Consider the following 22,713-nt stretch of genomic DNA (forward strand, 5'->3'; position numbering starts at 1 on the left):
AGGGCCGTGTCCGGGAATATTTGCGGCCCGCGACGGCCGGCGGCGCTCCCTTCGCCCGCCCTCCGGCGGTTCAGCCGCGCGTCAGCCGCAGCGTCACCAGCTCGAAGGGGCGCAGCGACAGCCGCACGCCCTCCTCGTCGCTCTCGGGCACCGGCACACCGGCCAGCGGCCGCTCCAGCAAGTCCGTCGCCACGACGGACGTGGCCGGGAAGCCGGTGGCCAGGCGGACCTTCGCCCGGCCGCCCGTGGACTCGTAGAGCCGTACGACGAGGTCGCCGCTCCCGTCGTCCGCCAGCTTGACGGCGCTCACCACGACCGCGTCGTTGTCGACGGCCACCAGCGGGGCCACCTCCCGGTCACCCGTCACCCGGCGCTCCGGCAGGTTGACGCCGAAGCCCTCGCGGACCGCGTCGCCGATCGCGGCGCCGGGGACGAGCGCGTGCCGGAAGCGGTGCACGCCCTGGTCGGTCTCCGGGTCGGGGAAGCGCGGGGCGCGCAGCAGCGAGACCCGGACGGTGGTGGTCGTGCCCGCGTCCGCGTCCCGCACGGTACGCGTCACGTCGTGGCCGTACGTCGAGTCGTTGACGAGCGCGACGCCCCAGCCCGGCTCCTCCAGGTGGACGAAGCGGTGGTTGCACGCCTCGAACTTGGCGGCCTCCCAGCTGGTGTTGGTGTGGGTGGCCCGGTAGAAGTGGCCGAACTGCGTCTCGGAGGCGTACCGCTCGGCGTGCACGTCCAGCGGGAACGCGGCCTTGAGGAACTTCTCCGTCTCGTGCCAGTCGACCTCGGTGTCGATGTCGAGCCGCTTGGCGCCCGGTTCCAGGGTGAGCAGCTGGGTCACCTTCGATTCGCCGAAGCTGCGGACGACCCGCACCCCGTCCGTCACCGGGGTCAGTTCGTCCAGGCCGGTCAGGTCGGTGACGGTGTTGCGGTAGAACGCGTCGACGTCCCAGGCGTCCCACATGTTCGGGAAGTCGGGGTGGATCTGGAGCAGGTTCGCGGCGGCACCCGGCGCCACGGTCTCGCGGCCGGCGGCGATGTCGTACGCGGAGACGACCAGGCCCCGGCCGTCGATCTCCACCCGGAGCAGGCCGTTGTCCAGCACGTAGCCGCCGCCCTCGCGCGGGGCGGGCGGGGTGGCGGCGGCCGTCGCGACGGCTGCCGCGCCTCCGGCGGCAACGCCGGAGCGGGTGTGCGGCGCGGCGTTGAAGACGAGGGCCCTGTCCCCCTCGGGGTCACCGGCCAGGGCGCGCTGCGCGGCGTCGATGACGCCGGTCAGCTCGGCGGCGACGGCCGCGTACGTCTTCTCCGCCTCGCGGTGCACCCAGGCGATCGAGGAGCCGGGCAGGATGTCGTGGAACTGGTGCAGCAGCACCGTCTTCCAGATCCGGTCGAACCGCTCGTACGGGTAGGAGAAGCCGGTGCGGACGGCGGCGGTGGCGGCCCACAGCTCGGCCTCGCGGAGCAGGTGCTCGCTGCGGCGGTTGCCCTGCTTGGTCTTGGCCTGGCTGGTCAGGGTCGCGCGGTGCAGCTCCAGGTAGAGCTCGCCGACCCAGACCGGGGCGTTGGGGTACTCCGCCTCGGCCTTGGTGAAGAAGTCGGTGGGGGTCTCCCACGTCACCGTCGCCGAGCCCTCCAGGCTCCGCATCCGGGCCGCCTTGGCGATCATCTCGCGGGTGGTGCCGCCGCCCCCGTCGCCCCAGCCGGTCGGGGCCAGCGAGTGCTGGGCGACGCCCTTGTCCTTGAAGTTCGTCGCCGCGTGGGCGATCTCGCTGCCCTTCATCGAGCAGTTGTACGTGTCGACGGGCGGGAAGTGCGTGAAGATCCGGGTGCCGTCGATGCCCTCCCACTGGAAGGTGTGGTGCGGGAACTTGTTGGTCTGGCTCCAGGAGATCTTCTGCGTGAGCAGCCACTTGGAGCCGGCCGCCTTGATGATCTGCGGCAGCCCGGCCGCGAACCCGAAGGTGTCGGGCAGCCACGCCTCGTCGTTCTCGATGCCGAACTCGTCCAGGAAGAACCGCTTGCCGTGCACGAACTGGCGGGCCATCGCCTCGGAGCCCGGCATGTTGGTGTCGGACTCGACCCACATGCCGCCGGACGGGACGAACCGGCCGTCCGCGACGGCCGCCTTGACCTTGGCGTAGACCTCGGGGCGGTGCTCCTTGATCCAGGCGAACTGCTGCGCCTGCGACATCGCGAAGACGAAGTCCGGCTCGTCCTCCAGGAGCGCGGTCATGTTGGACGTCGTACGGGCGACCTTGCGGACCGTCTCGCGCAGCGGCCACAGCCAGGCGGAGTCGATGTGCGCGTGGCCGACGGCGCTGATGCGGTGCGCGGAGGGCACGGCGGGCGTCGCGAGGACCCCGGCCAGCTCCTCGCGCGCGGCGGCGGCCGTGCCGCCCACGTCCTGGAGGTCGACCGCGTCCAGCGCCCGGCCGACCGCGCGCAGGATGTCCCAGCGGCGGGCGCCCTCCACGGGCAGCTCCCCCATCAGCTCGCCCAGCACCTCCAGGTCCTGGACGAGGTTCCACACGTCCTCGTCGAAGACGGCGAGGTCCATCCGGGCCAGGGTGTACTGCGGCTCGCTGCCGGCCGTCTCCTTGTCGCCCAGCCGGGTCGGCAGGAAGGGGTGGTAGTCGAGGATCACCGGGTTGGAGGCGGCCTCGATGTGCAGCAGCACCTCCTCGCCGCCCGCGACCGGGGCGCCCACCCGCACCCACTGGTTGCGCGGGTTGAGGCCCTTCACCGGGGTGCCGTCGGGGCGGTAGACGAGGCCCTCGCACTGGAAGCCCGGCATGTTCTCGTCGAAGCCGAGGTCGAGCAGCGCCTCGACGGTCCGGCCCGCCCAGTCCTCCGGCACCGTGCCGGAGACCTTGAACCAGGAGGTGCCCCACGGAGCGCCCCACCGGTCGCCGACCGCGATCTTCTCGGTGGGCCCGGCGAGGCCCTCGGCGACCGGGACGGGCTCACCCGGCGCGTTCCAGACGGCGACGTCCAGCGGGACGGACTGCGGGTATACGGCCGGCCGGATGCGCTCGTCCAGGACGCGCTTGAGTCGGGCCTCGACCAGGCTGCGGTCGTCGTGCATGAGGGTGGCTCCGTTGTGAGTGGGTCGGGTGGGGGGTGGTTACCAGCGGTGCGCGGCGTTGGCGGCGCCGGAGGTCGTGTACAGCTCGCCGACGGCCCTGACCTGGAAACGGGCGGTCTTCTCGCCCGGTTCCCGGCGCAGTCCCGGGACGAAGAACGCGGTGCCCGCGGTGGCACCGAGGAAGCGCCGGGTGCCGTCGGGCAGGACGCGGTGCAGCTCGTAGTGGCGCGGGGTGCCGGGTGCCCGGTGCCAGTTCAGGCGCAGGTCGGTGCCGTCGGTACCGGCGGACGCCGCGGTGATCCGCAGCCCGGCCGGCGCGGCGGGGGTCTCGGCCCGGTCCCGTACGGCCAGGGCGCCGAGGCGCCAGCGCACCGGGCCGGACGCCGTGAGCCGCACCCCGAGCGCGTGGGCGGTCCCGGAGAGCGGGTTCAGCCGGAGGGTGGCGGTGCTCCAGCCCGTGCCGCCCGCCCGCAGCTCCCCCGCCGGGACGAAGGTGTACGGGACGGGGTCGCCCGGCCGCTCCGGCTCGCGCAGGGCCACGGCCAGCTCGACGGTGACCGGTCCCGAGCCCGGGTCGGTGCGGTGCGTCAGCTCGACCACGGTGCGCCGGGTCAGCGGCAGCCGCGTGGCGTACAGCTCGACGGTCACCGGGGCGCCCGGCTCCCCGTCCACCAGGAGGCTGCTGCCACCGTGCCAGGCGTCGTCGAAGTCGAAGCCTACGGACGGGCGGCGGCCCTCGGTGCGCACGACCCAGCGGCGGCCCGGCAGCCGGTCCTGGACCCCGAGGTGGTTCCACTCCGCGTCGGAGGTCACCCGGCCGTTCTCGTACCAGCGCAGCCCGTGGCCGGTGTTGAAGGCGGTGGCGAACGGCAGCCCGGCCACGGTCGAGCGGTCGGCCACCGCCGTGGCGGGGGCGCGCCAGCTGTCCGTACGGTCCGGCCGGGCCGGGTCCAGCGACTGCCCGGTCCAGAACCGCTGGTCGGCGGCGTGGAACCGGTCCGGGGTGCGGGCGTCGTCGGCCAGCCGGCTGTGGGTCCACTCCGGGCGGTAGAAGCCGTAGCCGACGGTGTGCGGGCGGTCGGCCGGGATGATCGCGTCCCAGTCGACGGGCGCGTTCCAGCCGTTGGACTCGACGTCGACGCCGGCCCACAGGTCGTAGCGGCTGCGGCCGGCGGCCTCGGCGGTCCTCGCGGAGGCGGCGAGCGTCTCCGGCGTCCAGCGGAAGTCCACGAACATCGAGTCCGCTTCCCGGAACAGGGCCGTGTTCTCGTCGTTCAGCGCGCCCTGCCAGCCGACCTCGCCGCGCACGGTCATCGCGTCGTACCAGGTGATGCGCAGCCCCGCCCGGTCGCTGCGGGCCCGCAGGTCGGTGACGAAGGCGAGCATCTCGGCGCCGAGCGCGGCGTCCCCGCCCTCGGTCTCCGCGTTGATGAACCAGCCGTCGAAGCCGTGCGCGACGGCCGCCTCCACCAGCTTCGCGGCCAGCGGGAAGCGCCCGGCCGCGTCCCGCTGCACGAGGTCGCGGGTCCACCGCAGGTCGCCGCCGTGGTGCACGGGCGGCAGGAACACCGTGCCGAGGACGGGGACGCCGTTGCGGTGCGCCGCGTCCACGACGGGGGCGTTCGGCGCCAGGATCAGGCCCTCGCCCGCCGAGCCGCCCCAGAAGACCAGTTCGTCGATGTACGCCCAGTGGTTCAGGGCGTAGTAGTCGGCGGTGGCGGAGCCCTGGGAGGGGTTGCCCGCGGTGTTCCCGAAGGCCACCAGGGAGGTGATCCGCGCCTGGTCGGTCCGGGCCGTGGTGTTCGCCGGGACCGGGGTGAAGCGGTCGGCGAGCGGCACGGACGCGGTGTTGAACGGCAGGTCGGGGTCGCTGCCGGGGTGCCATGCCTTCAGGCTGCGCCAGGTGATGCCGTCGCCGGGGGTGCCGTCGGGCAGCGAGTCGGGGAACCAGTACGAGGCGTACGGCTGCCGGGCGCCCTGTGCCGAGGGGGCGGTGCGGGTGGCGGCCCCGGCGGTCCCGGCGAGGCCGGGCGTCAGGAGGGCGGCGGCCGTTCCGGCTCCGGCGAGGACCACGGTGCGGCGGCCGGGGGCGGCCGGGCGCGGCCGGGGCGCGGGCGAGGACTGGGACATGGCGTGCTCCGTATCAGGCGGGATGTGATTCCGGTGCGGTGCGGGGTGGTTCGTGCGTGGGGGTCAGCGGACCTCGTCGGGCGTGACGACCTCGGTGATGCCCCGGGCGGCGAGGTGGCCCGGGTCGAGTGCCTTGCCCGCGAGGACGGTGGTGGGGCGTACGCCGTCCGCGGTGAGCCGGGCGAACGCCTCGAAGACGGCGCCGCCGGGGGCGCAGACGGAGCGGCGGGGCGCGGTCGCCTCGTCCCCGGTGTCGACCACGAGGGCCGTGGTCCGGGGCGCGGGTTTCCGGGTCCTGGCGCGCTGCTCCCGCACGATCCGGGCGATGGCGCGGCCGGCCGGCTTGACCCGGCGGTCGTTGGTGAGCAGCCCGAGGCTGTACTCCAGTTCGGGGAAGTCGGCCAGCGAGCGGGACACGTCGTGGGAGCACCACCAGGTGACGCCCCACACGTCCTCGCAGTCCAGGGCGTTGGCCACGGTCGCCTCGGTGAAGGCGGCGGCGTGCTCGGCGGGGATGAGCGGGGCGGGCGCGCCGACCTCCTGGAGCCACACCGGCCGGTGCGGGTCGAGGGCCCAGGCCTTGGAGAGTTCGATCAGGTAGGCGGCGTGGTGCTCGGTGGCGGTGCCGGTGCGGCCGTGGCGCTGGGCGGTGCCGTTGAAGACCCAGGAGTGCACGGCGGTGACGGCGCCCTCGCGCGCTGCGTGCGCCGGGGTGAAGGCGTGGTCGTCCTGGTACCAGGCGGCGTCGTACTCGGCGTGCAGGTGGAGCTTGCCGGGCGCCCCCTCCTCGCAGGCGTCGAGCATCCGGGTCAGCCAGGCCCCGGCCTGCTCGGGCGTGATGCGGTCCGGATCGGGGTGCGGGTCGCCGGAGAACTGGTTGATCTCGTTGCCGAGGGTCATCCCGATGAAGTGCGGCCGGTCGGCGAGGGCGGCGGCCAGGGTGCGCAGGTACTCGGCCTGGCCGGAGAGCACGTCCGGGTCGGTGAAGAGGTTGCGCCGGTGCCAGGTGCCGGTCCAGGCGGGCAGGAAGTCGAAGCTCGACAGGTGCCCCTGGAGCCCGTCCACGCAGGTGTCGAGGCCGCGTTCGGCGGCGGCGTCGGCGAGCTGGACGAGCTGTTCGACGGCGCGCGGGCGGATCAGGGTGCGGTTGGGCTGGAAGAGCGGCCAGAGCGGGAAGACCCGGATGTGGTCGAGGCCGAGCCCGGCGATCGAGTCCAGGTCGGCGCGTACGGCGTCGAGGTCGAAGTCCAGCCAGTGGTGGAACCAGCCCTGGCTGGGCGTGTAGTTGGCGCCGAAACGCAAGGGGGAGGTGCTCATACGGAACAGGGGTCCTGGTTCTGTGGTGCGGGGGTGGGGCGGTGGGGGTCAGCCCTTGACGGCGCCTTCGCCGACGCCCCGGAAGAAGAAGCGCTGGAGCCCGGCGAAGAGGACGATGAGCGGGAGCACGGCGATGATCGTGCCGGCCGCGACGAGCCGCTCGTCGTTGGCGAAGGTTCCGTGCAGGTAGTTCAGGCCGATGGTCAGGGTGAAGTTGTCCGGGTCGCTGAGGACGATCAGCGGCCACAGGAAGTCGTCCCAGGAGCCCATGAACGCGAAGATCGCGACGACGGCGAGGGTGCCCTTGACCGAGGGCAGCGCGATCCGCAGGAAGCGCTGCCAGACGTTGGCGCCGTCCACGAAGGCCGCCTCCTCGATCTCCACGGGGAGGTTGAGGAACGCGTTGCGCATCAGCAGGACGTTCATCGCGCCGACCGAGCCCGGCAGCAGCACGCCGAGCAGGGTGTTGTTCAGACCGAGGTCCCGCATGGTGGTGAACTGGGCGATGATGATGCCCTCCACGGGCACCAGCATGGCGAGGATGAACGCCAGCGTCGCGGCCCTGCGCCCCCGGTAGCGGAGCCTCGCCAGGGCGTACCCGGCGAGCGCCGAGCCGACGCAGTTGGTCACCACGTTGGCGGAGGCGACCTTGAGGGAGTTCAGCGCGTAGTCCCAGACGGGGATCGTGTCGGCGACCCGGCTGTAGTTGTCCAGGGTCGGGTCGCTGGGGAGGAACTTCGGCGGCGAGCTGAAGATGTCCTCGTTCGGGCCCTTCAGCGAGGTCGACAGCTGCCACAGGAACGGCCCGACGGTCAGCGCCAGGACGGCGAGCAGCAGCACGTAGCGCAGGACGAGCTGCCAGGGCGGGACGCGCCGGCCGTCGGCGTCGGTGGTCTTCAGGAAGCTCACGCGTCCTCCTTGCGGTCGGCGCGCAGCACCAGGAGCATCAGGCCGACGGTGACGACGAAGATGACGACCGAGATGGCGGAGGCGTAGCCGACCCGCCCGCTCAGTCCGGTGCCGACCCGCTGGACGAGCATCACCAGGGTGGTGTCCTCGCCCGCCGGTCCGCCGGAGGGTCCGGCCATCAGGTAGACCTCGGAGAACACCTTGAAGGCGGAGACCGAGGAGAGGGCCGCGACCAGGACCATCGTGGAGCGGATGGCGGGCACGGTGACCGTGAAGAAGCGGCGTACGACTCCGGCGCCGTCCACGGAAGCGGCCTCGTGCAGTTCCTTGGGCACGTTCGCGAGGGCGGCCAGGTAGATGATCATGTAGTAGCCGAGGCCCTTCCAGACCGTGACCGTCATCGCGCTGCCCAGCAGCAGCCACTGGTCGCTCAGGAAGCCGACCTTGCCGATGCCGACGGCCTCCAGGACCGCGTTGATCAGCCCCCGGTCGTCCAGCATCCAGACCCAGATCAGGCCGACGACCACGATGGAGGCGACGACCGGGGTGTAGAAGGCCGAGCGGAAGAACGTGATGCCGGGGATGTGCCGCTGGACGAGCATCGCGAGCAGCAGCGGCAGGATCACGAGCGCGGGGACGACGCCGAGCACGTACAGGACGTTGTTGCGCAGGCCGGTCCAGAACATCTCGTCGTGCAGCAGCTCACGGAAGTTCGCCAGGCCGACGTACGAGCCCGGGACCAGGGTGCGCCGGTCGGTGAAGGAGTTGACCAGCGTGCTGAAGAACGGGAAGAGGCTGAAGGCGCCGACCACGATCAGGCCGGGTGCGGCGAACAGCCAGGGGCTGAGGGGCAGATGGCGCCTGATCCGGGCGCCGGGCCGGCTCCCGGAGCGGGTGCTCCGGGAGGCCGTGCCGGTGGGGGCGGGGGAGTTCACGAGGGGGCTCAGCTCTGCTGCAACAGCCGGTCACAGGCCTTGACAGCGTTGTCAAGAGCTTCCTTGGGACTCTGCTTTCCTTGCAGGGCCTTGGCGATCTGGTTGCGCAGCTCGGTCTTCATCTGCTCGCTGAACAGCACCGGTGTGTAGTTGACGGCCGTCTTCAGGGACTTGGCGGCGGCGACCCGGACGCGGGTCTCGTCCGTGCCGTCCTCCTTGGTGAAGTACGGGTCGTCGAGCGAGCCCTCGGTGCTCGGGAAGATGGCGACCTGCTTGGCGAACTCCATCTGCCGGGTCGCGTCGGTCACGTAGTGGGCGAAGGCCACGGCGGCGGGCTTGCGCTTGGTCTGCGCGTTCACCATGACGCCCATGACGTACATGTTGGCCTTGCCGGTGCTGCTGACCTGGTCGGTGATGCCGATGTTCTTGTAGAGGCTCGGAGCCTGCTTCTTGAAGTTGGCGAGGTCCAGCGCGCTGCCCGGGTTCATCGCCACCGACTCGGTGAGGAACTTGTGGCCCGAGGACTCGGGGGTCGCGGTCAGCGCCTGCGGGTCGAGCGCCTTGGCGTCGTACAGCTCCTTGTAGTGAGTGAGGAGTTCGATGCCCTTGGCGTCGTTGAAGGCGAAGCCGGTGCCCTCCTCGTTCATGAGCTGCCCGCCGTAGCGGCCGAAGTCCTCGATGGTGGGGACGTTGGCGAGGGTGGCGACCTTGCCGTGGCTCTTCTCGGCGAGCTTCAGTCCGGCGGCGAAGACCTCGTCGTACGTGGCCGGCGGCTGCCGCGGGTCGAGCCCGGCGTCCTCGAAGAGGCGCTTGTTGTAGAACATCGGGCCGGTGTTGAGGTACCAGGGGAAGGCGTACGTGCCGTCCGTGCCCGGTATCTGGTGGCTCTTCCAGGCGCCGTCCAGGTACTCCTTGCGGTACTGCGGCGCCGCCTTGTCCAGGTCGAGCGCGATGCCCGCCTTGGCCAGCGGGGCCACCAGGTCGGGCGAGACGTTGACGACGTCGGGCAGGGTGCCGCCGGCCGCGTCCGCGCTGATCTTGTCCGCGTAGCCCTCACCGGGACGGTCGACCCACTTGACCTCGGTGTCCGGGTACTTCTTCTCGAAGTCCGCGATCACCCCGTTGAAGTAGTCCTTGAAGTTCGCCTGGAGGTTCCAGGTCTGGAAGGTGATCTTCCCTTCGACCTTGCCGGAGGCGTCGGACGAGTCCGCGCCGGACCCACCGCCGCACGCGCTCAACGGCAGGACGGTGGCGAGGACGGCGGCAGTGGCGACTGCCCTGCGGGAGATGCGCACGGTGAACGGCTCCTTTGCTCGGACCAGGCGTGCGGACGCTGCCCGGGGCCCTGACCCGGCGGGCCGCGTTCGCCCGACAGACCCTGCAATGCACGTGGACCCAAAGTCAATACATTCACCGGAACGTAATCTTTAGTTATGGCATACATGCAGGTCAGAGCCGCACGGCAGACTATTGACGGCTGCTTACTAATGCGCTTTAGATGGGGATTGCTCAAGCGCTTTAGTTGTGCGGGTCGCCTCACTCGACCAAAGAGCTGGGGACGCCTTACGATGCCCCGGGGGCGAGCGGACCCGACGATCAGTCAGCACCACGGGGAACGCAGGAAATGAGGCACCGGTGGCACCGAAGCGGCCGACCATGAAGGACATAGCCCAGCGCGCCGGGGTCTCCGAGAGCGCGGTCTCCTTCGCGCTCAACGACCGGCCGGGCGTCTCGGAGGTCACCCGCGCCCGGGTGCGGCGCGTCGCCGAACAGCTGGGCTGGCATCCGAGCACCGCCGCCCGCGCCCTGTCCGGCGAGGGCTCGGCCACCGTCGGCCTCGTCGTGGCCCGGCCGGCCGCGAACCTGGGCGTGGACTCCTTCTTCCTCCAGCTGATCTCCGGCATCCAGGAGGTCCTGGCGGAGCGTCGACTCGGGCTGCTCTTCCAGGTGGTGGACGACGTGGCCGCCGAGTGCGAGGTCTACCGCCGCTGGTGGGCCGAGCACCGGGTCGACGGCGTGCTCGTCGTCGACCCGCGCACCGACGACCCCCGCGTCGCCCTCCTGGACGAACTGAGCCTGCCCGGCGTCGTCATCGGCGCCCTGCCCGGTACCGACACCGGACCCCACCCGGGCCTCTCGCAGGTCCGCGCCGACGACGCGGGCGCGATGGCCGCCGTCGTGGGCCGGCTGCACGAGCTGGGGCACCGCCGCATCGTCCACATCGCAGGACTGCCCTCGCTCGCGCACACCGACCGCCGCATCCGCTCCCTGCGCGTGGAGGCCGACCGGCGCGGCCTGACCGGGGCCCACTCGGTGACCACGGACTACTCGGACACCGAGGGCGCCGCGGTGACCCGCCGGGTCCTGGAGCGGGACGACCCGCCGACCGCGCTGATCTACGACAACGACGTGATGGCGGCGGCCGGGGTGGCCGTGGCGGCGGGCCTGGACGTCCAGGTGCCCGGCGGCCTGTCGGTGGTCTCGTGGGAGGACTCCGCGCTGTGCCGGCTGACCGCCCCGTGGCTGACCGCGCTCTCCCGGGACACGGTGGCGTTCGGCCGGCTCGCGGCGCGGGAGCTGACGGCACTGCTCGACGGCGGCCCGGCCCGCACCGTGCGGGTGCCGCTGCCCCGGCTCATCGAACGGGGCAGCACCGCGGCGCCGCGCGAGGGCTCGGACACCCGCTGACCGGAGCGCCCGACGGGCGGGGCGGGCGGCTGCCGGAAACCGGCAACGGGCGGCGCACCGGCGCCGATGACCACAAGGACACTGACCGGCCGGTCAGTTGATGACTTCCGTCGGCAGGGTCCATAATGCACGGGTAGCCCTTCACGCATCCCCCGTCGTGAAGGGCTACACCCCTGTGCGCTCCCTCCGGCAGCGCGCGGGCCGCCCCGCCCGCGACCCGCCGGAGTCTTCACGGGCAAGGGACTCCCCTCGTGGCCCCCTGCCCGTGTTTTTTTGAGTTAACAGTGACTTAGAGTGTTTGCGCAAGCCCGCTCCGGGCACTGGATCGGAAAGCTCCCCCTCGCGCAACCCCGGGTGTCCCGCCCCCGGGTCGGGGTCCGGGGGTTGGTTACAGTACGAGCCCGTTGACCGAATCGAGCGCCGCCCGGGACCGGACAGGGGCCTGCGGCGGACGTGAACGTGGGGGCCGGATGGACAACGGCGAAGAGCGCGCGCCGGAGCTGCGGACGCTGCGCCAGAAGGTCGAGTACATGGTCGAGAAGACCTTCCCCGGCCGCAAGATCTCGGGCCGGGTCTTCGCCGACCTGGTCAAGGAGCGGGGCGGCTCCCTCTCCCACAGCTACTTCTCCAACATCCTGGCCGGCAAGGTCACCCAGCCGTCCGAGGAGATCCTCAAGGCGCTCGGTCTCGGATTCGGCGTGGACTGGCGCTTCTTCAAGGAGGAGTCCGAGGTCGTCGACGACGTCGTCGCCGGGCTCCAGTTCCTGGCCAAGCGGCGGACCGGCGAGATCAGCGGACTGGCCGGGCGCGGGCTCGACGAGGACGGACTCCCGCCGGAGCTGCTCCAGTTCGCCCTGGCCCTGCTCCGGGACGCCGAGGACCGCGGGCCGGCGGCCGGCGGCGGACAGCGGGGCTGACCCGTGTCCATGCGGAAGCTGCGCAGGGAGTGCGAGGAGGGCCTCGCGGAACTGCCGCTGCCCTCCCCGTTCTCCATACCCGGCCTGGTCGCCAACATGGAGGCGGCCCGCGGCCGCACCATCGTGCTGCACGAGATGCCCGACCGGCTGGCGCGTGTCAACGCCGCCTGCGGGCTGCGGCTGAAGACCGGCGGGACCAGCTTCGTGCTCTACCGCAGACGCCCCACCGAGTACCAGACCCAGCACGTCATCCTGCACGAGCTGTGCCACGAGTGGTTCGACCACGGCACCTCGCTCGACGCGGAACAGCTCCAGCGGCTGCTGCCCGTCTTCGACGCCTCCCTGATCTCCCGGGTCGTCGGCCCCGGCGGAACGCTGACCCCGGACGTCGTACAGGCACGCGCGCAGTACGACACCCACGACGAACGCATGGCCGAATTCGGCGCCTCACTCATCCCCCGGATGGCCCGCGACGTGACGAGCGATGACATGGTGGGGCGGCTCGCCAACTCGCTCTCGCGCCCGGTCGCGCACCGCCGCGGGGGCCTGTTCCGCCGTCCGTAGCACCCGTTGCGCCCGCCCCTGTTGCCCCCCACCCACGAGGACTTCCGCCGTGACCCCGCTCGACCTCGCCGGCTATCTGGTAGCCGGCCTGATGACAGCCGTCGCCCTGTGGCGCATGCCGGCCGCCCTGTGGGGCGACGAGGAGGACCGCAGGCGCCGGGCCCTGTGGGGCTGTTACGCGGGATTCGCCGTCGCGCTGTGGACCAAGACCCGGGTCGTGCGCATCGGGCTCAACGACAGCCCGGTCACCGATCTCGCCGTCCTCATCAAGCACTACACGGCGACCATCGCGATTCTGGCCATTCTCAGCTACATCGTGGCCATCTACGGCCAGTACGCGGACGAGGGGGCCGTCCCCCGGCACGTACGGTTCGCGCGGCTCATCCAGCAGGTGGCGGCCAAGGCGTCGGCCGCCACCCTCGTCCTGCTGACCGTGCTGTTCTTCACCGTGGTCGACCGCTCCGTCCCCTCGGACCGCTTCGTCGCCGACCACGCCGGGCAGTGGGGCGCGACGCTGTACATGAGCGTGTTCTACCTCTACCTCGGCGCGGCGTCCGCCGTCTGCGCCTACCAGTGGGCGCTGGCCACCGCGAGCGCGCGGGCGCGCCATCTGCGGGTGGGGCTCGGGATGATGACGTTCGCGATGTTCATCGGCGTCGGATACACCGTCAGCCGGACGCTGTTCCTCTGGGTCAGCGTCGTCGACAACCCGGGCGAGAGCTTCGCGCTGCGCTTCGACGAGGTCACCGAGGCCGCCCAGGTCGTCCTGTTCGCCTTCTTCGCGGTCGGCGCCTCCATCCCCGCTCTGAGCAACGTCCGCCGTCGCGCCAAGCTCTGGCGGGCTCAGGTGCGGCTGCACGGCCTCTGGTTCGAGCTGATGACCGCCTTCCCCGACCAGCCCTTCGAGCCGCCGGCGCCGCTGGCGCGCGAGCTGACCCGCTTCGACACCCCGGCCGATCTGCGCGTCGACCGCTGGGCCGCGGACATCGCGGACGCGGTGGAGAAGCTGCGCCACTACGTGCCCGACGCGCTGTTCCCCGCCGCGGAGGCCGCCGCCGGGGCCGGTGGCCGGGAGCAGGCCGGTCCGCTCACCGACGCCTACTGGATCAAGGCGGCCCTCATCGCCCGCGACGCCGGGGCACCGGCGGGCGAGGCGGCGGCCGTCGGCACCCAGCACGCCACCGACCAGGACGACGAGGTCGCCTGGCTGGTCCGGGTCGCGGCGGCGTACCGCACGGTGACCCCGGAACGGGCCCGTCGGATCCTGGAATCCGCTTCCGCGGCGAGCAAGGAGCAGCCGGCATGAGCACCACCGACACCACGGGCACCGCACCGGACGCCGTGCCCGACCACCGCGTGGCGCGCACGGTGACCGACGTCCTCCAGCCGCGCAACCTGCTGCTCGTCGGCATGCTCTCCATCGGCCTCGCGGCGGCCGGGCACTGGACCGGGCTGCTCTGGGGTCTCCTGGGCGCCCTCTGCGCCGGGATCGTGCCCGCCGGGTACATCGAGTGGGAGCGCGGGCGCGGCACCTGGGGCGACCGCCATGTGGTCGACCGCACCAAGCGGGCGCCGATCTTCTTCGTCATCCTCGGTTCCATCGGCGCCGGTTCGGCGGTCATGGTGCTGGGCGGGGCGCCCGCCGGCATCCTGGCCGCGATGCTCGCGCTGTGGGCGATGACGGTCGTGCTGCTGGCGGTCAACACGGTGTGGAAGATCTCCGTGGACGCCTCCGTGGCCTCGGCCGTCGTCGCCCTGCTCGCCGCCGTCCACTCGCCGTGGTGGCTGTCCGGTTATGTGATGACGGCCGCTGTGGCCTGGTCGCGGGTGGCGCTCGGCTACCACACGGTCGGCCAGGTGACGGCCGGGACGGCGCTCGGGGCGACGACGGCGTGCGCGTTCCTGTTCGTATGAGCGGGGCCGCGGGTCGTTGAACGGACCCGGCGGGCAGTCCAAGGTGGGGGCGTGCCGAACTTCGAGATCACCACAGCGAGCGCGGACGACCTCCGGATGATGGCGGACTGGGCCCACGCCGAGAACTGGAACCCGGGCCTGACCGACGCTCCGGCGTTCTTCGCCGCCGACCCGTGCGGCTTCCTGATCGGCAGGCTCGACGGCACGCCCGTCTCCTGCGTCTCGGTGGTCCGCTACGACCCCGGATTCGGCTTCCTCGGCTTCTACCTGACCCGCCCTCAGCTGCGCGGCCAGGGCTACGGGAGCCGGCTGTGGGCCGCCGGTACGGCACGGCTCGCGGGGCGCAACACGGGGCTCGACGGGGTGGTGAAGCAGCAGCCGAACTACCGGAAGTCCGGCTTCCGTCCGGCCTGGACGAACCTGCGCCACGAGGGCCTGGCCCCGCTGGACGTGGCACCGCCGCCGGGCGTCACCCTCGTGGACGTGCGGACGCTGCCGTTCGGCCAGGTGTCCGCGTACGACCGCCGCTTCTTCCCGGCCGGGCGCGACGGCTTCCTGGCCGCCTGGACGACCACCCCGGGACGCACCGCGTACGCCGCGCTGTACGAGGGCGAGGTACGGGGCCTCGGGGTGCTGCGCGCCGGCCGTACGTCCTCGCGCGTGGGACCGCTGTACGCGGCCACGCCGGGCATCGCCGAAGCCCTGGTGAGCGCGCTCGCGGCCACCGACCCGGCCACCCCGGTCGCCGTGGACGTGCCCGACGCCAACCCGGCGGCGCTGCGGCTGGCCGAACGCCTCGGGCTCGCCCCGACGTTCGAGACGGCCCGCATGTACACGGGCCCGGTCCCGGACATCGACCTCCCCGGTCTGTACGGCATCACCAGCCTCGAACTGGGGTGAGGCATCAGACCGGCTCGACCCGGGTCCGCGAGGCCATCACCGCGATGTCGTCCTCGGCGCCCGGACCGAAGCGTTCGAGCACCCGGTCCAGCAGCGTCTCCAGATCGCCGTCCTCCGGCAGGGTCAGTTCCCTGAGCCTGGCGACGCACGCGTCGATGTCCTCGTCGCGCCGCTCCACCAGCCCGTCGGTGTACATGAACAGCACCGTCCCGGGCCCGCACTCCATCTTGGTCGACCGGTAGCCGCCGAACCCGGTGCCGAGCGGCGGGCCCGCCGGTACGTCGCAGATCCGGGTGCCGGCCGCGCCCGGGTCGATGAAGACCGGCGGCAGGTGGCCCGCGCTGGCCACCTCGCACATCTCGCCGTCCCGGTCCACCACGGCGAGCAGGCAGGTCGCCGCCCGGTCGATCCCGGAGCGCTCCACCATCCGGTCCAGCTGCTGGAGGATGCGGTGCGGGGGCAGCTCCTCGTCGGCCAGGAGCCGCAGCAGCGAGCGGTAGTGGCTCATCGCGACGGCCGCCTCGACGCCGTGGCCCATGACGTCGCCCATGGCCTTGAGGTGCCGCCCGTCCGGCAGCGGGATGACGTCGAACCAGTCGCCGCCCACCAGGACGCTGCGGTCGGCCGGCAGATAGCGGGTGGCGACCTCGATGTGCGGGTGGGGCGGCCGGGGCTCGGAGAGCAGGGAGCGCTGGAGCTCCAGGGCGATGGTGTGCTCGTGGGTGAAGCGGCGCGCGTGGTCGAGGTGGACGGCGGCCCGCCCGGCGAGTTCCCGGGCCACCACCACGTCGTCGTCCGAGAAGACGGGCGAGCCGCCGCCCCTCATCAGGCCGAGGATCCCGATCGGGGCGCCGCGCACGGAGACGGGCACCACGACGGCCGAGTGCAGCCCGAGGTCCCGGTAGGCATCGGCCCACTCGGGGCTGGGGGCGGAGCGGTTCAGCTGCTCGTCGTCGGTGAGGTTCTCGACGATGGGCAGGTCGGTGGCCAGACAGCGCGGTACGGCGGCGTCCTCCTGGTGGTCGACGTAGTCACCGGCCACCCCGAACCGTTCGGCACCCGGGCTCAGCCCCCGCACGGCCGACATCGCCGCGCGCCGCAGCCGGACCACGCCGGGCGGGGCCGGGCGCACCGGCGGGGCGACGTCCCTGGGGAAGACCTCCACGATGGCGACGTCGGCGATCCCGGGGACGACGAGGTCGGCCAGCTCGGCGCAGGTGGTGTCCATGTCGAGCGTGGTGCCGATGCGGGTGTTGGCGCTGTCCAGGAGGCTCAGGTGGCGCTGGGCCTGGGCGAGCCGGCGCTGTTCGTCGTCGGAGGCCACGACCTCCAGCACGATCCCGACGACGCCGACGACCCGCTCCCCCATCTCCAGACGGTGGTAGGCCCCGTGCCAGTAGCAGCGGGCGGTGCCGGACGCGGCGGGGAGCCGGCCGCTGGAGGTGATCTCGCGGGCCCGCCCGTCGGCGAGCACGGCGCGCATCAGGTCCTCGCGGGCGTCGATGTCCGGCATGACCTCGCTGGGGCGGCGGCCCAGGTGGGCGGCGGGCGGGAGGCCGTTGTGGCGGACGAGCGCCGGGTTGACGTACATGTAGCGCAGCTCGGTGTCGAACACGGCCACGCCCGCCGTCGTGCCGTCGAGCACGGCGGCGAGCGCCGTGACGTCGATCGACGGCGGATGGTCGGCGTGGACCGGCAAGGCGTACCTCCTGGGGCAGGGCGCGGGCCGCCACACTGCCCGGCCCTTCATCCTCGAACGCCCGGCCCGCTCCCGCATCCGCAGCACCGCCGACCGGTGTCACCCGGGCCGTGTCCGCGAAGTCCCGCCCGGTCCGCGGGCGCACGCCGGGGCCTTCCGGACCCCCCTGAAGCAGCGGCGTCGCCCTCAGTGCAGCGGCATCGCTCCCCCGGTCTCCGGCTTCCCCCGGGGTACGAGCACCGCGGAGAGGGCCGCGCACCCGGCCGCCGCCACCGCGCACACCAGGAAGGCGTCCCCGAATCCGGCCGACGTGCCCGGGGCGCCCTCGATCCCGGCCGCCGCCACCGTGGAGACGACCGCGACGCCGACCGAGCCGCCCACCTCGTGGAAGGTGTTGACCACGCCCGACGCGAGTCCCGCCTCCTCGTGGGCGACCATGCCGAGGGCGGTGGTGGTCGCGGTGACGAACACCGCGCCCAGCCCGAAGGCGGCCACCGCGAGACCCGGCATCAGCACCCCGTACACGCTGCTGTGCGCGCCGAGGCCGGCCAGCGGGGCGCAGGCGGCGGTGGCGATCACCATGCCGCCGACGGCGGTGGCCCGGCTGCCGGCCGTGGTGACGAGCCGCGAGCCCAGGTGCGCGCCGGCCCCGACGGCCACCGCGACCGGCAGGAAGACCAGGCCGGTCCGCATCGCCCCGAGACCGCGGGCGTGCTGGAGGTAGACCGAGCCGAGGAAGAAGAACGCGATCAGCAGCCCGGTGGCGACGAGCATCAGGAAGGCTCCGGCGAGCACCGGCCGACGGGTGAACATCCGCAGGTCCATCAGCGGTTTCCGGGCCGCCCGCTCGACGCCCGCGAACGCCGCGTACAGGGCCGCTGCGGCGGCGAGGGGCAGCAGGGTGCCGGTCCCGGCCCAGCCGCCGTCCCCGGCCTCGACCAGCCCGTAGATCAGCGCCCCGGTGCCGGCGGTCACGAGCACGGCGCCCGGCAGGTCGAGGCCGCCCGAGCGCTGCGGGGCGCGCGGGGGCACGACGGCGGGGAGCGCGGCCAGCAGGGCGAGGCCGACGGGCACGTTGACGTAGAAGATCCAGGCCCAGCCGGGGCCCCCGGTCAGCGCACCGCCCGCGAGGACGCCGACCGCCGATCCGGTGCCGCCGATCGCGGCCCACACCCCGAGCGCTCCGGCGCGCGCGGGGCCGTGGAACGACGTGGTGACGAGGGCCAGCGCGGCCGGGGACAGCAGGGCCGCGCCCACGCCCTGCGCGATACGGCCGCCGATCAGGACCGGGGCGCTGCCGGCCAGGCCGCAGGCCAGCGAGGCGGCGGTGAAGAGGGCCAGTCCGGCGAGCAGGGTGCGCCGGGCGCCCAGTGCGTCGGCGAGGCGCCCGCCGAGCAGCATCAGACCGCCGAAGCAGAGGGTGTACGCGGTGACCACCCAGGTCAGCGCGGTGCGGTCCAGGTGCAGGTCGGCGGCCATGTCGGGCAGCGCGACATTCACCACGGTGACGTCGAGGACCAGCATGAACTGGGCCGCGCACAGCAGCGCGAGCATCAGCCCCGAGCCGTTCCGGGTGGCCGCGTGCGGGTGGGCCGCGTGCGGGGACGATGAGGTGTCATGGGTCATGAACTGAACTGTACGGCCCAGTTCAGTTGAACTCAACAGTTCAGTTCAGGTCGCTGCTAGCATCGGCCCCATGGACGAAAGGCCACGCCCCAGCGGACCCCGCGCCGAGGCCAAGCGCCGGGCCATCGTGCGGGCGGCCCGCGCCGCGTTCCTCCGGGACGGGTTCGGCGTCGGCATGGACGTGATCGCCGCCGACGCGGGCGTCTCGAAGGTGACCGTCTACAACCACTTCGGCAGCAAGGAAGCGCTGTTCACCGCGGTCATCGCGGGCGCGCTGGACGAACCGCTCGGCGGCGCCTCCACCACCGCGCTGGCCGGCCTCGCCGACGCCCCCGACCTGCGCGCGGCCCTCACCGAAGCGGCCCGCACCTGGGTGGCCGCCGTCCGGGGCAACGCCGATGTGATCGCCCTGCGCAATCTCGTGGCCGCCGAGATGCACCGCTTCCCGGGGCTCGCGGACGCCTGGCGGGGCCACGGGCCCGAGGGCCACCACCCGGCGGTCGCCGACGCGCTGCGGGAGCTGGCCGGGCGGGGGCGGCTGGTGATCCCCGACCTGGAGACCGCGATCGTCCAGCTCTACGCGCTGCTGGTCTTCCCGCACCTGGTCTTCGGCTCGTACGGCACGACCCTGGACGACGACGCCACGGACCGGCTGGTCACCCACGGCGTCGACATGTTCCTCTGCTACTACGCCCCGCCCGCACCGCCCGCCGCGTAGGACCCCGGGGTGGTGCCGAAGGCGTGCCGGAACGACTGGATGAACGCGCTCGGCCCGCTGTAGCCGCAGGCGGCGGCCACCGCGGTGACCGAGCCGCCGGACGCCAGCAAGGTCAGCGCGTGGTGCAGCCGGAGCTGGGTGCGCCACTGCGGGAACGACATCCCGGTCTCCCCGCGGAACAGCCGGCTCAGGGTGCGCGCCGAGGCGCCGACGGCCGCCCCCAGCTCGGTGAGGGTCCGCCCGTCCGCCGGGTCCTCCTGGAGGATGCGGGCGATGTCCCGCAGCCGGGCGTCGGCCGGTGACGGCAGGCAGACCCCGAGCGGCTCGACCCGGCGCAGCTGATCGAGCGCGACCCGCTCCAGATTCCGCCGCCTGCGCTGGTCGCCGATCAGCTCCGTGTCGTCGGTCAGGCAGGCCACGACCTCCCTGAGCAGCGGGGTGACGGCCAGCACGGTCGGCCGGTCGAGCCGCAGCGGATTGTCCTCCGGGGCGAAGCTGAGCGCCCGCAGCTCGGTCGGCCCGTACGCCAGGTGGGCGTGGACCACACCGGCCGGAATCCACACCGCCCGGTGCGGCGGCACGGCCCACACCCCGAGCGGGGTGGCCACCTCCAGGACGCCGCGCGAGGGGCAGACGAGCTGGTGCTCCAGATGGTGATGGCTCTCGATGCGCTCCTGGTGGGAGAGCGGCACCCGGGCCGGGCCGTGCAGGGTGCGGCAGGTTGGCGACATAAGTAGGCAGGTTATCGCTAGCCCGCCGATGGGCCCGGCCGGAATCCTCGAAGGGATCTCAGCAAGGAGCCGCCCTCATGACCGGTCCAGCCGCCCGGCAGACCCCGCCCGCCGACAACCCGCCGGCCGCATCCGTATCCGAAACCGCATCCGACTTCCCGCCCGACTCCCCGTCCGCCTCCCCGTCCGCTTCTCCTTCCGGCTCCCCTCCCGGCTCCCCGTCCGCCCAGGGCCCCTCGGCCTGGCGCCGGATGCGTATGTGGGGCGCCGCGCACGCCGTGGACGACCTCTACCAGGGCCTGGTGCCCGCCTGTGTCCCGTACTTCGTGCTGGACCGGGGCTACAGCTATGTCGCCGCGTCCGGGCTCACCCTCGCCGCCGCCCTCGGCAGTTCGGTGCCGCAGCCCTTCATCGGCCTCGCGGTGGACCGTTACCGGCTGCCCCGGCTGGCCCCCGCCGGACTCGCCGTCGCGGGCATCGGACTCGGTCTGTCCGGGCTCGTCCAGCCGTACGCGGCCGTCTGGCTGCTGATCCTGCTGTCCGGGCTCGGCGTCGCGATGTTCCACCCGGCGGCGGGCAAGGCGGCCCGGGAGGCCGCCGGGGACAGCGCGTCCGCGATGAGCGTCTTCGCGGCGGGCGGCAGCGTCGGCTTCTTCCTGGCCCCGGTGCTCGCGACCCCGGCGCTGGTCACGATGGGGGTGGGCGCGACGGCCCTCTTCATCCCGCCGGCGGTCCTCATGGCGTTCGTGCTGCTCAGGCACCGCCCGGCGGCGGCCCCCACGCGCAAGGGCGCGCGGGCGGGACAGGACCGGTGGCGGCCGTTCCTCTTCCTCACCGGCATCGAAGTGGTGCGCTCCGTGGCGTTCTTCGGGGCCATCACCTTCATCGAGCTGTTCTGGATCCGCCATCTGCACTCCGGCCGGGGCATCGCGGGCGTGGCGCTCGCCTGCTTCCTCGTCGGCGGAGTGGCCGGCACACTGCTCGGCGGCCGGATCGCGGACCGCGTCGGCATGGTCCGTACGGTCCAGCTGGGCGGCGTCGCCGCCGTACCGGCCCTGATCGCGCTGCGGGTGACCCCCGGAACGCTGCTGCCGCTGCTGTTCGCGGTCCTGGCGGGCCTCGCGCTGAACATCCCGTTCGCCGTCCTGGTCAAGCTCGGCCAGGACTACCTGCCGGGGCGCCCCGGCACGGCGGCCGGTGTCACGCTCGGCCTGGCCGTCAGCATCGGCGGCCTGATCGCCCCGGCGCTCGGCGCGGCCGCCCAGGCGTACGGGCCGCAGGGCGTGTTCACGATCCTGTGCGCGATCCCCGTGCTCGCCCTGGTGCTCGGACTCTTCCTCACGGAACCGGAACCGCTGCCGGGCGACTGACCGTCCCCCCTGGCGAAGGCATGCTGTACGGACACGGGCGCCGGCAACCGCCGTAGCGCCCAGTACCGAAGGGCCACGCCATGGGATCGTCACCGCACATCGGCTCACGCGTACCGGAGTTCACCCTCGCCGGGGGCGTCCTCGCCGGGGACGCCTTCGAGCGGCGCGACTACGCGCTCGCCGACGCGCGCGGGCGGTCCCTGGTGCTCGCCTTCTATCCGGGCGACAACACGACCGTGTGCACCAAGCAGCTGTGCTCGTACTCCTCGGGCCTGGAGACCTTCGAGGCGCTGGACGCCGAGGTCTGGGGGATCAGCCCACAGGGTGTGGACAGCCACGAGTCCTTCGCCCGCGCCCACGGGCTGCGCATGCCGCTGCTGGCGGACCCGGGCCGGGAGACCGCCCGGCTGTTCGGGGTCGCCGCGCCCGGGATCGGCGTACGGCGTGCCGTCTTCCTGATCGACGCGGACGGGGTGCTGCGGTGGAAGCATGTGGCCCTTCTGGGGGCCACGTTCCAGTCGGCGGACACCCTGGCCGACCAATTGTCCGGCATCAAGACCAAGTAAAAGATTGCCGGGTTCCGGCAGTGTTTTCACGGGGGCGCGTATGGGATCATCCAGCCAGTTCGACGGAAATGTTCGGGGGATGCCGGAGCCGGGAGGGGTGATCACGTGACCTTGTTTCTCGGTCTCGGCATCGCGGGGGTCGTGCTGCTCGCACTGTCCCTGGTCTTCGACGGGATTCTCGAAGGGCTCTTCGGAGGCCTGCTGGAGGGTCTGTTCGGCGGGCTGGTCTCCCTTCCGGTGATCGCCGGATTCCTCTCGATGCTCGGCTTCGGCGGCGCCATCGTGCTCGGCACGACCGGCGCCGGCACGCTCGCCGCGACCGTGGCGGGCGTCCTGGCCGGGCTGGTCGCCGCAGTGCTGACCTGGAAGTTCAGCCGCGCGCTGATGCGGGACCAGACCGACGCGACCCCGCGCAACGAGGATCTCGTCGGCACGTCCGGCTCGGTGGTCACCGCCATCCCGGCCGACGGGTACGGCGAGGTCCTGCTGCGGCTCGGCGGGCAGCTGGTCAAGCTGTCCGCGAAGAGCCCGGTGCCGGTCGCACGCGGCGCCGAGGTCTGGGTCGAGGCGGCCCTCTCCAGCACCGCCGTCTCGGTCCGTCCGGTCGAACGCTGACCCGGTACGCCCGCCGTTCCATCACC

At 72.8% G+C, this 22,713-nt stretch carries 19 protein-coding genes; 10 read left to right on the forward strand and 9 right to left on the reverse strand.

Annotated features, from left to right (window positions below; genetic code table 11):
* Positions 1-70 precede the first annotated feature (70 nt).
* From B082_RS0120800 to B082_RS0120825, 6 genes are all read right to left on the reverse strand, one after another.
* Positions 71-3,088: an alpha-mannosidase gene (locus B082_RS0120800; protein ID WP_018553745.1), complete on the reverse strand. Its 3,018-nt coding sequence runs from the start codon at positions 3,086-3,088 to the stop codon at positions 71-73.
* A gap of 39 nt (positions 3,089-3,127) precedes the next feature.
* Positions 3,128-5,218 carry an endo-beta-N-acetylglucosaminidase gene (locus B082_RS0120805; RefSeq protein ID WP_018553746.1) on the reverse strand — a complete coding sequence of 697 codons (2,091 nt, stop codon included), beginning with the start codon at positions 5,216-5,218 and terminating at the stop codon, positions 3,128-3,130.
* A gap of 63 nt (positions 5,219-5,281) precedes the next feature.
* On the reverse strand, positions 5,282-6,535 hold the full coding sequence (locus B082_RS0120810; RefSeq protein WP_018553747.1) for a glycoside hydrolase 5 family protein: 1,254 nt from the start codon (positions 6,533-6,535) through the stop codon (positions 5,282-5,284).
* Between the two features lie 48 nt (positions 6,536-6,583).
* The gene (locus tag B082_RS0120815; RefSeq protein ID WP_018553748.1) at positions 6,584-7,444 is read right to left on the reverse strand and encodes a carbohydrate ABC transporter permease; all 861 of its coding nucleotides are present in this window, start codon (positions 7,442-7,444) and stop codon (positions 6,584-6,586) included.
* Positions 7,441-8,379, reverse strand: a complete 939-nt coding sequence (locus tag B082_RS0120820; RefSeq protein WP_018553749.1) for a carbohydrate ABC transporter permease — start codon at positions 8,377-8,379, stop codon at positions 7,441-7,443. The genes B082_RS0120815 and B082_RS0120820 overlap by 4 nt, the downstream gene beginning before the upstream one ends.
* Positions 8,380-8,387: 8 nt before the next feature.
* Entirely contained in the window at positions 8,388-9,674 is a 1,287-nt protein-coding gene (locus tag B082_RS0120825) for an ABC transporter substrate-binding protein (protein ID WP_018553750.1), read from the reverse strand.
* A gap of 361 nt (positions 9,675-10,035) precedes the next feature.
* Between B082_RS0120825 and B082_RS0120830 the strand changes: the two genes are divergently transcribed.
* The 6 genes from B082_RS0120830 (at position 10,036) to B082_RS0120855 (ending at position 15,362) form a co-directional block, all read left to right on the forward strand.
* Positions 10,036-11,067, forward strand: a complete 1,032-nt coding sequence (locus B082_RS0120830) for a LacI family DNA-binding transcriptional regulator (protein ID WP_037710648.1) — start codon at positions 10,036-10,038, stop codon at positions 11,065-11,067.
* Positions 11,068-11,537: 470 nt separating this feature from the next.
* Positions 11,538-11,984 (forward strand): hypothetical protein, encoded by a 447-nt coding sequence (locus tag B082_RS0120835; protein ID WP_018553752.1) that lies wholly within the window; start codon positions 11,538-11,540, stop codon positions 11,982-11,984.
* A 3-nt stretch (positions 11,985-11,987) separates the two neighbouring features.
* On the forward strand, positions 11,988-12,548 hold the full coding sequence (locus tag B082_RS0120840; RefSeq protein ID WP_018553753.1) for a hypothetical protein: 561 nt from the start codon (positions 11,988-11,990) through the stop codon (positions 12,546-12,548).
* Positions 12,549-12,597: 49 nt separating this feature from the next.
* Entirely contained in the window at positions 12,598-13,854 is a 1,257-nt protein-coding gene (locus B082_RS0120845) for an MAB_1171c family putative transporter (RefSeq protein WP_018553754.1), read from the forward strand.
* On the forward strand, positions 13,851-14,462 hold the full coding sequence (locus tag B082_RS0120850; RefSeq protein ID WP_018553755.1) for a hypothetical protein: 612 nt from the start codon (positions 13,851-13,853) through the stop codon (positions 14,460-14,462). The genes B082_RS0120845 and B082_RS0120850 overlap by 4 nt, the downstream gene beginning before the upstream one ends.
* Positions 14,463-14,513: 51 nt before the next feature.
* The gene (locus tag B082_RS0120855; RefSeq protein WP_018553756.1) at positions 14,514-15,362 is read left to right on the forward strand and encodes a GNAT family N-acetyltransferase; all 849 of its coding nucleotides are present in this window, start codon (positions 14,514-14,516) and stop codon (positions 15,360-15,362) included.
* A gap of 4 nt (positions 15,363-15,366) precedes the next feature.
* Here B082_RS0120855 and B082_RS0120860 read toward each other — a convergent pair whose 3' ends face one another.
* Both B082_RS0120860 and B082_RS0120865 read right to left on the reverse strand, forming a co-directional pair.
* Complete coding sequence (locus B082_RS0120860) at positions 15,367-17,061, reverse strand: SpoIIE family protein phosphatase (protein WP_018553757.1); 1,695 nt, start codon at positions 17,059-17,061, stop codon at positions 15,367-15,369.
* Positions 17,062-17,247: 186 nt separating this feature from the next.
* Positions 17,248-18,687, reverse strand: a complete 1,440-nt coding sequence (locus B082_RS0120865) for an MFS transporter (protein ID WP_018553758.1) — start codon at positions 18,685-18,687, stop codon at positions 17,248-17,250.
* A gap of 70 nt (positions 18,688-18,757) precedes the next feature.
* Between B082_RS0120865 and B082_RS0120870 the strand changes: the two genes are divergently transcribed.
* On the forward strand, positions 18,758-19,405 hold the full coding sequence (locus B082_RS0120870) for a TetR/AcrR family transcriptional regulator (RefSeq protein ID WP_018553759.1): 648 nt from the start codon (positions 18,758-18,760) through the stop codon (positions 19,403-19,405).
* Here B082_RS0120870 and B082_RS0120875 read toward each other — a convergent pair.
* The gene (locus B082_RS0120875) at positions 19,375-20,136 is read right to left on the reverse strand and encodes an AraC family transcriptional regulator (protein ID WP_018553760.1); all 762 of its coding nucleotides are present in this window, start codon (positions 20,134-20,136) and stop codon (positions 19,375-19,377) included. The two genes, B082_RS0120870 and B082_RS0120875, sit on opposite strands and share 31 nt — an antisense overlap.
* A 77-nt stretch (positions 20,137-20,213) precedes the next feature.
* On the opposite strand from B082_RS0120875, the gene B082_RS36380 reads away from it, so the two are divergent.
* The 3 genes from B082_RS36380 (at position 20,214) to B082_RS0120890 (ending at position 22,687) form a co-directional block, all read left to right on the forward strand.
* Complete coding sequence (locus B082_RS36380; protein WP_234018198.1) at positions 20,214-21,506, forward strand: MFS transporter; 1,293 nt, start codon at positions 20,214-20,216, stop codon at positions 21,504-21,506.
* 80 nt (positions 21,507-21,586) lie between these two features.
* Positions 21,587-22,072, forward strand: coding sequence for a peroxiredoxin family protein (locus B082_RS0120885; protein WP_018553762.1), 486 nt, complete (start codon positions 21,587-21,589; stop codon positions 22,070-22,072).
* Positions 22,073-22,177: 105 nt separating this feature from the next.
* Entirely contained in the window at positions 22,178-22,687 is a 510-nt protein-coding gene (locus tag B082_RS0120890) for an NfeD family protein (protein WP_018553763.1), read from the forward strand.
* The last annotated feature ends 26 nt before the right edge of the window (positions 22,688-22,713 follow it).

This window comes from Streptomyces sp. ATexAB-D23, from assembly GCF_000373645.1.
Lineage (GTDB): Bacteria > Actinomycetota > Actinomycetes > Streptomycetales > Streptomycetaceae > Streptomyces > Streptomyces castrisilvae.

Coding starts and splice junctions, on each gene's coding strand:
- B082_RS0120800 (WP_018553745.1), bottom strand. CDS start 3,088: ATGCACGACGACCGCAGCCTGGTCGAGGCCCGACTCAAGCGCGTCCTG.
- B082_RS0120805 (WP_018553746.1), bottom strand. CDS start 5,218: ATGTCCCAGTCCTCGCCCGCGCCCCGGCCGCGCCCGGCCGCCCCCGGC.
- B082_RS0120810 (WP_018553747.1), bottom strand. CDS start 6,535: ATGAGCACCTCCCCCTTGCGTTTCGGCGCCAACTACACGCCCAGCCAG.
- B082_RS0120830 (WP_037710648.1), top strand. CDS start 10,036: ATGAAGGACATAGCCCAGCGCGCCGGGGTCTCCGAGAGCGCGGTCTCC.
- B082_RS0120835 (WP_018553752.1), top strand. CDS start 11,538: ATGGACAACGGCGAAGAGCGCGCGCCGGAGCTGCGGACGCTGCGCCAG.
- B082_RS0120850 (WP_018553755.1), top strand. CDS start 13,851: ATGAGCACCACCGACACCACGGGCACCGCACCGGACGCCGTGCCCGAC.
- B082_RS0120865 (WP_018553758.1), bottom strand. CDS start 18,687: ATGACCCATGACACCTCATCGTCCCCGCACGCGGCCCACCCGCACGCG.
- B082_RS0120870 (WP_018553759.1), top strand. CDS start 18,758: ATGGACGAAAGGCCACGCCCCAGCGGACCCCGCGCCGAGGCCAAGCGC.
- B082_RS0120875 (WP_018553760.1), bottom strand. CDS start 20,136: ATGTCGCCAACCTGCCGCACCCTGCACGGCCCGGCCCGGGTGCCGCTC.
- B082_RS36380 (WP_234018198.1), top strand. CDS start 20,214: ATGACCGGTCCAGCCGCCCGGCAGACCCCGCCCGCCGACAACCCGCCG.
- B082_RS0120885 (WP_018553762.1), top strand. CDS start 21,587: ATGGGATCGTCACCGCACATCGGCTCACGCGTACCGGAGTTCACCCTC.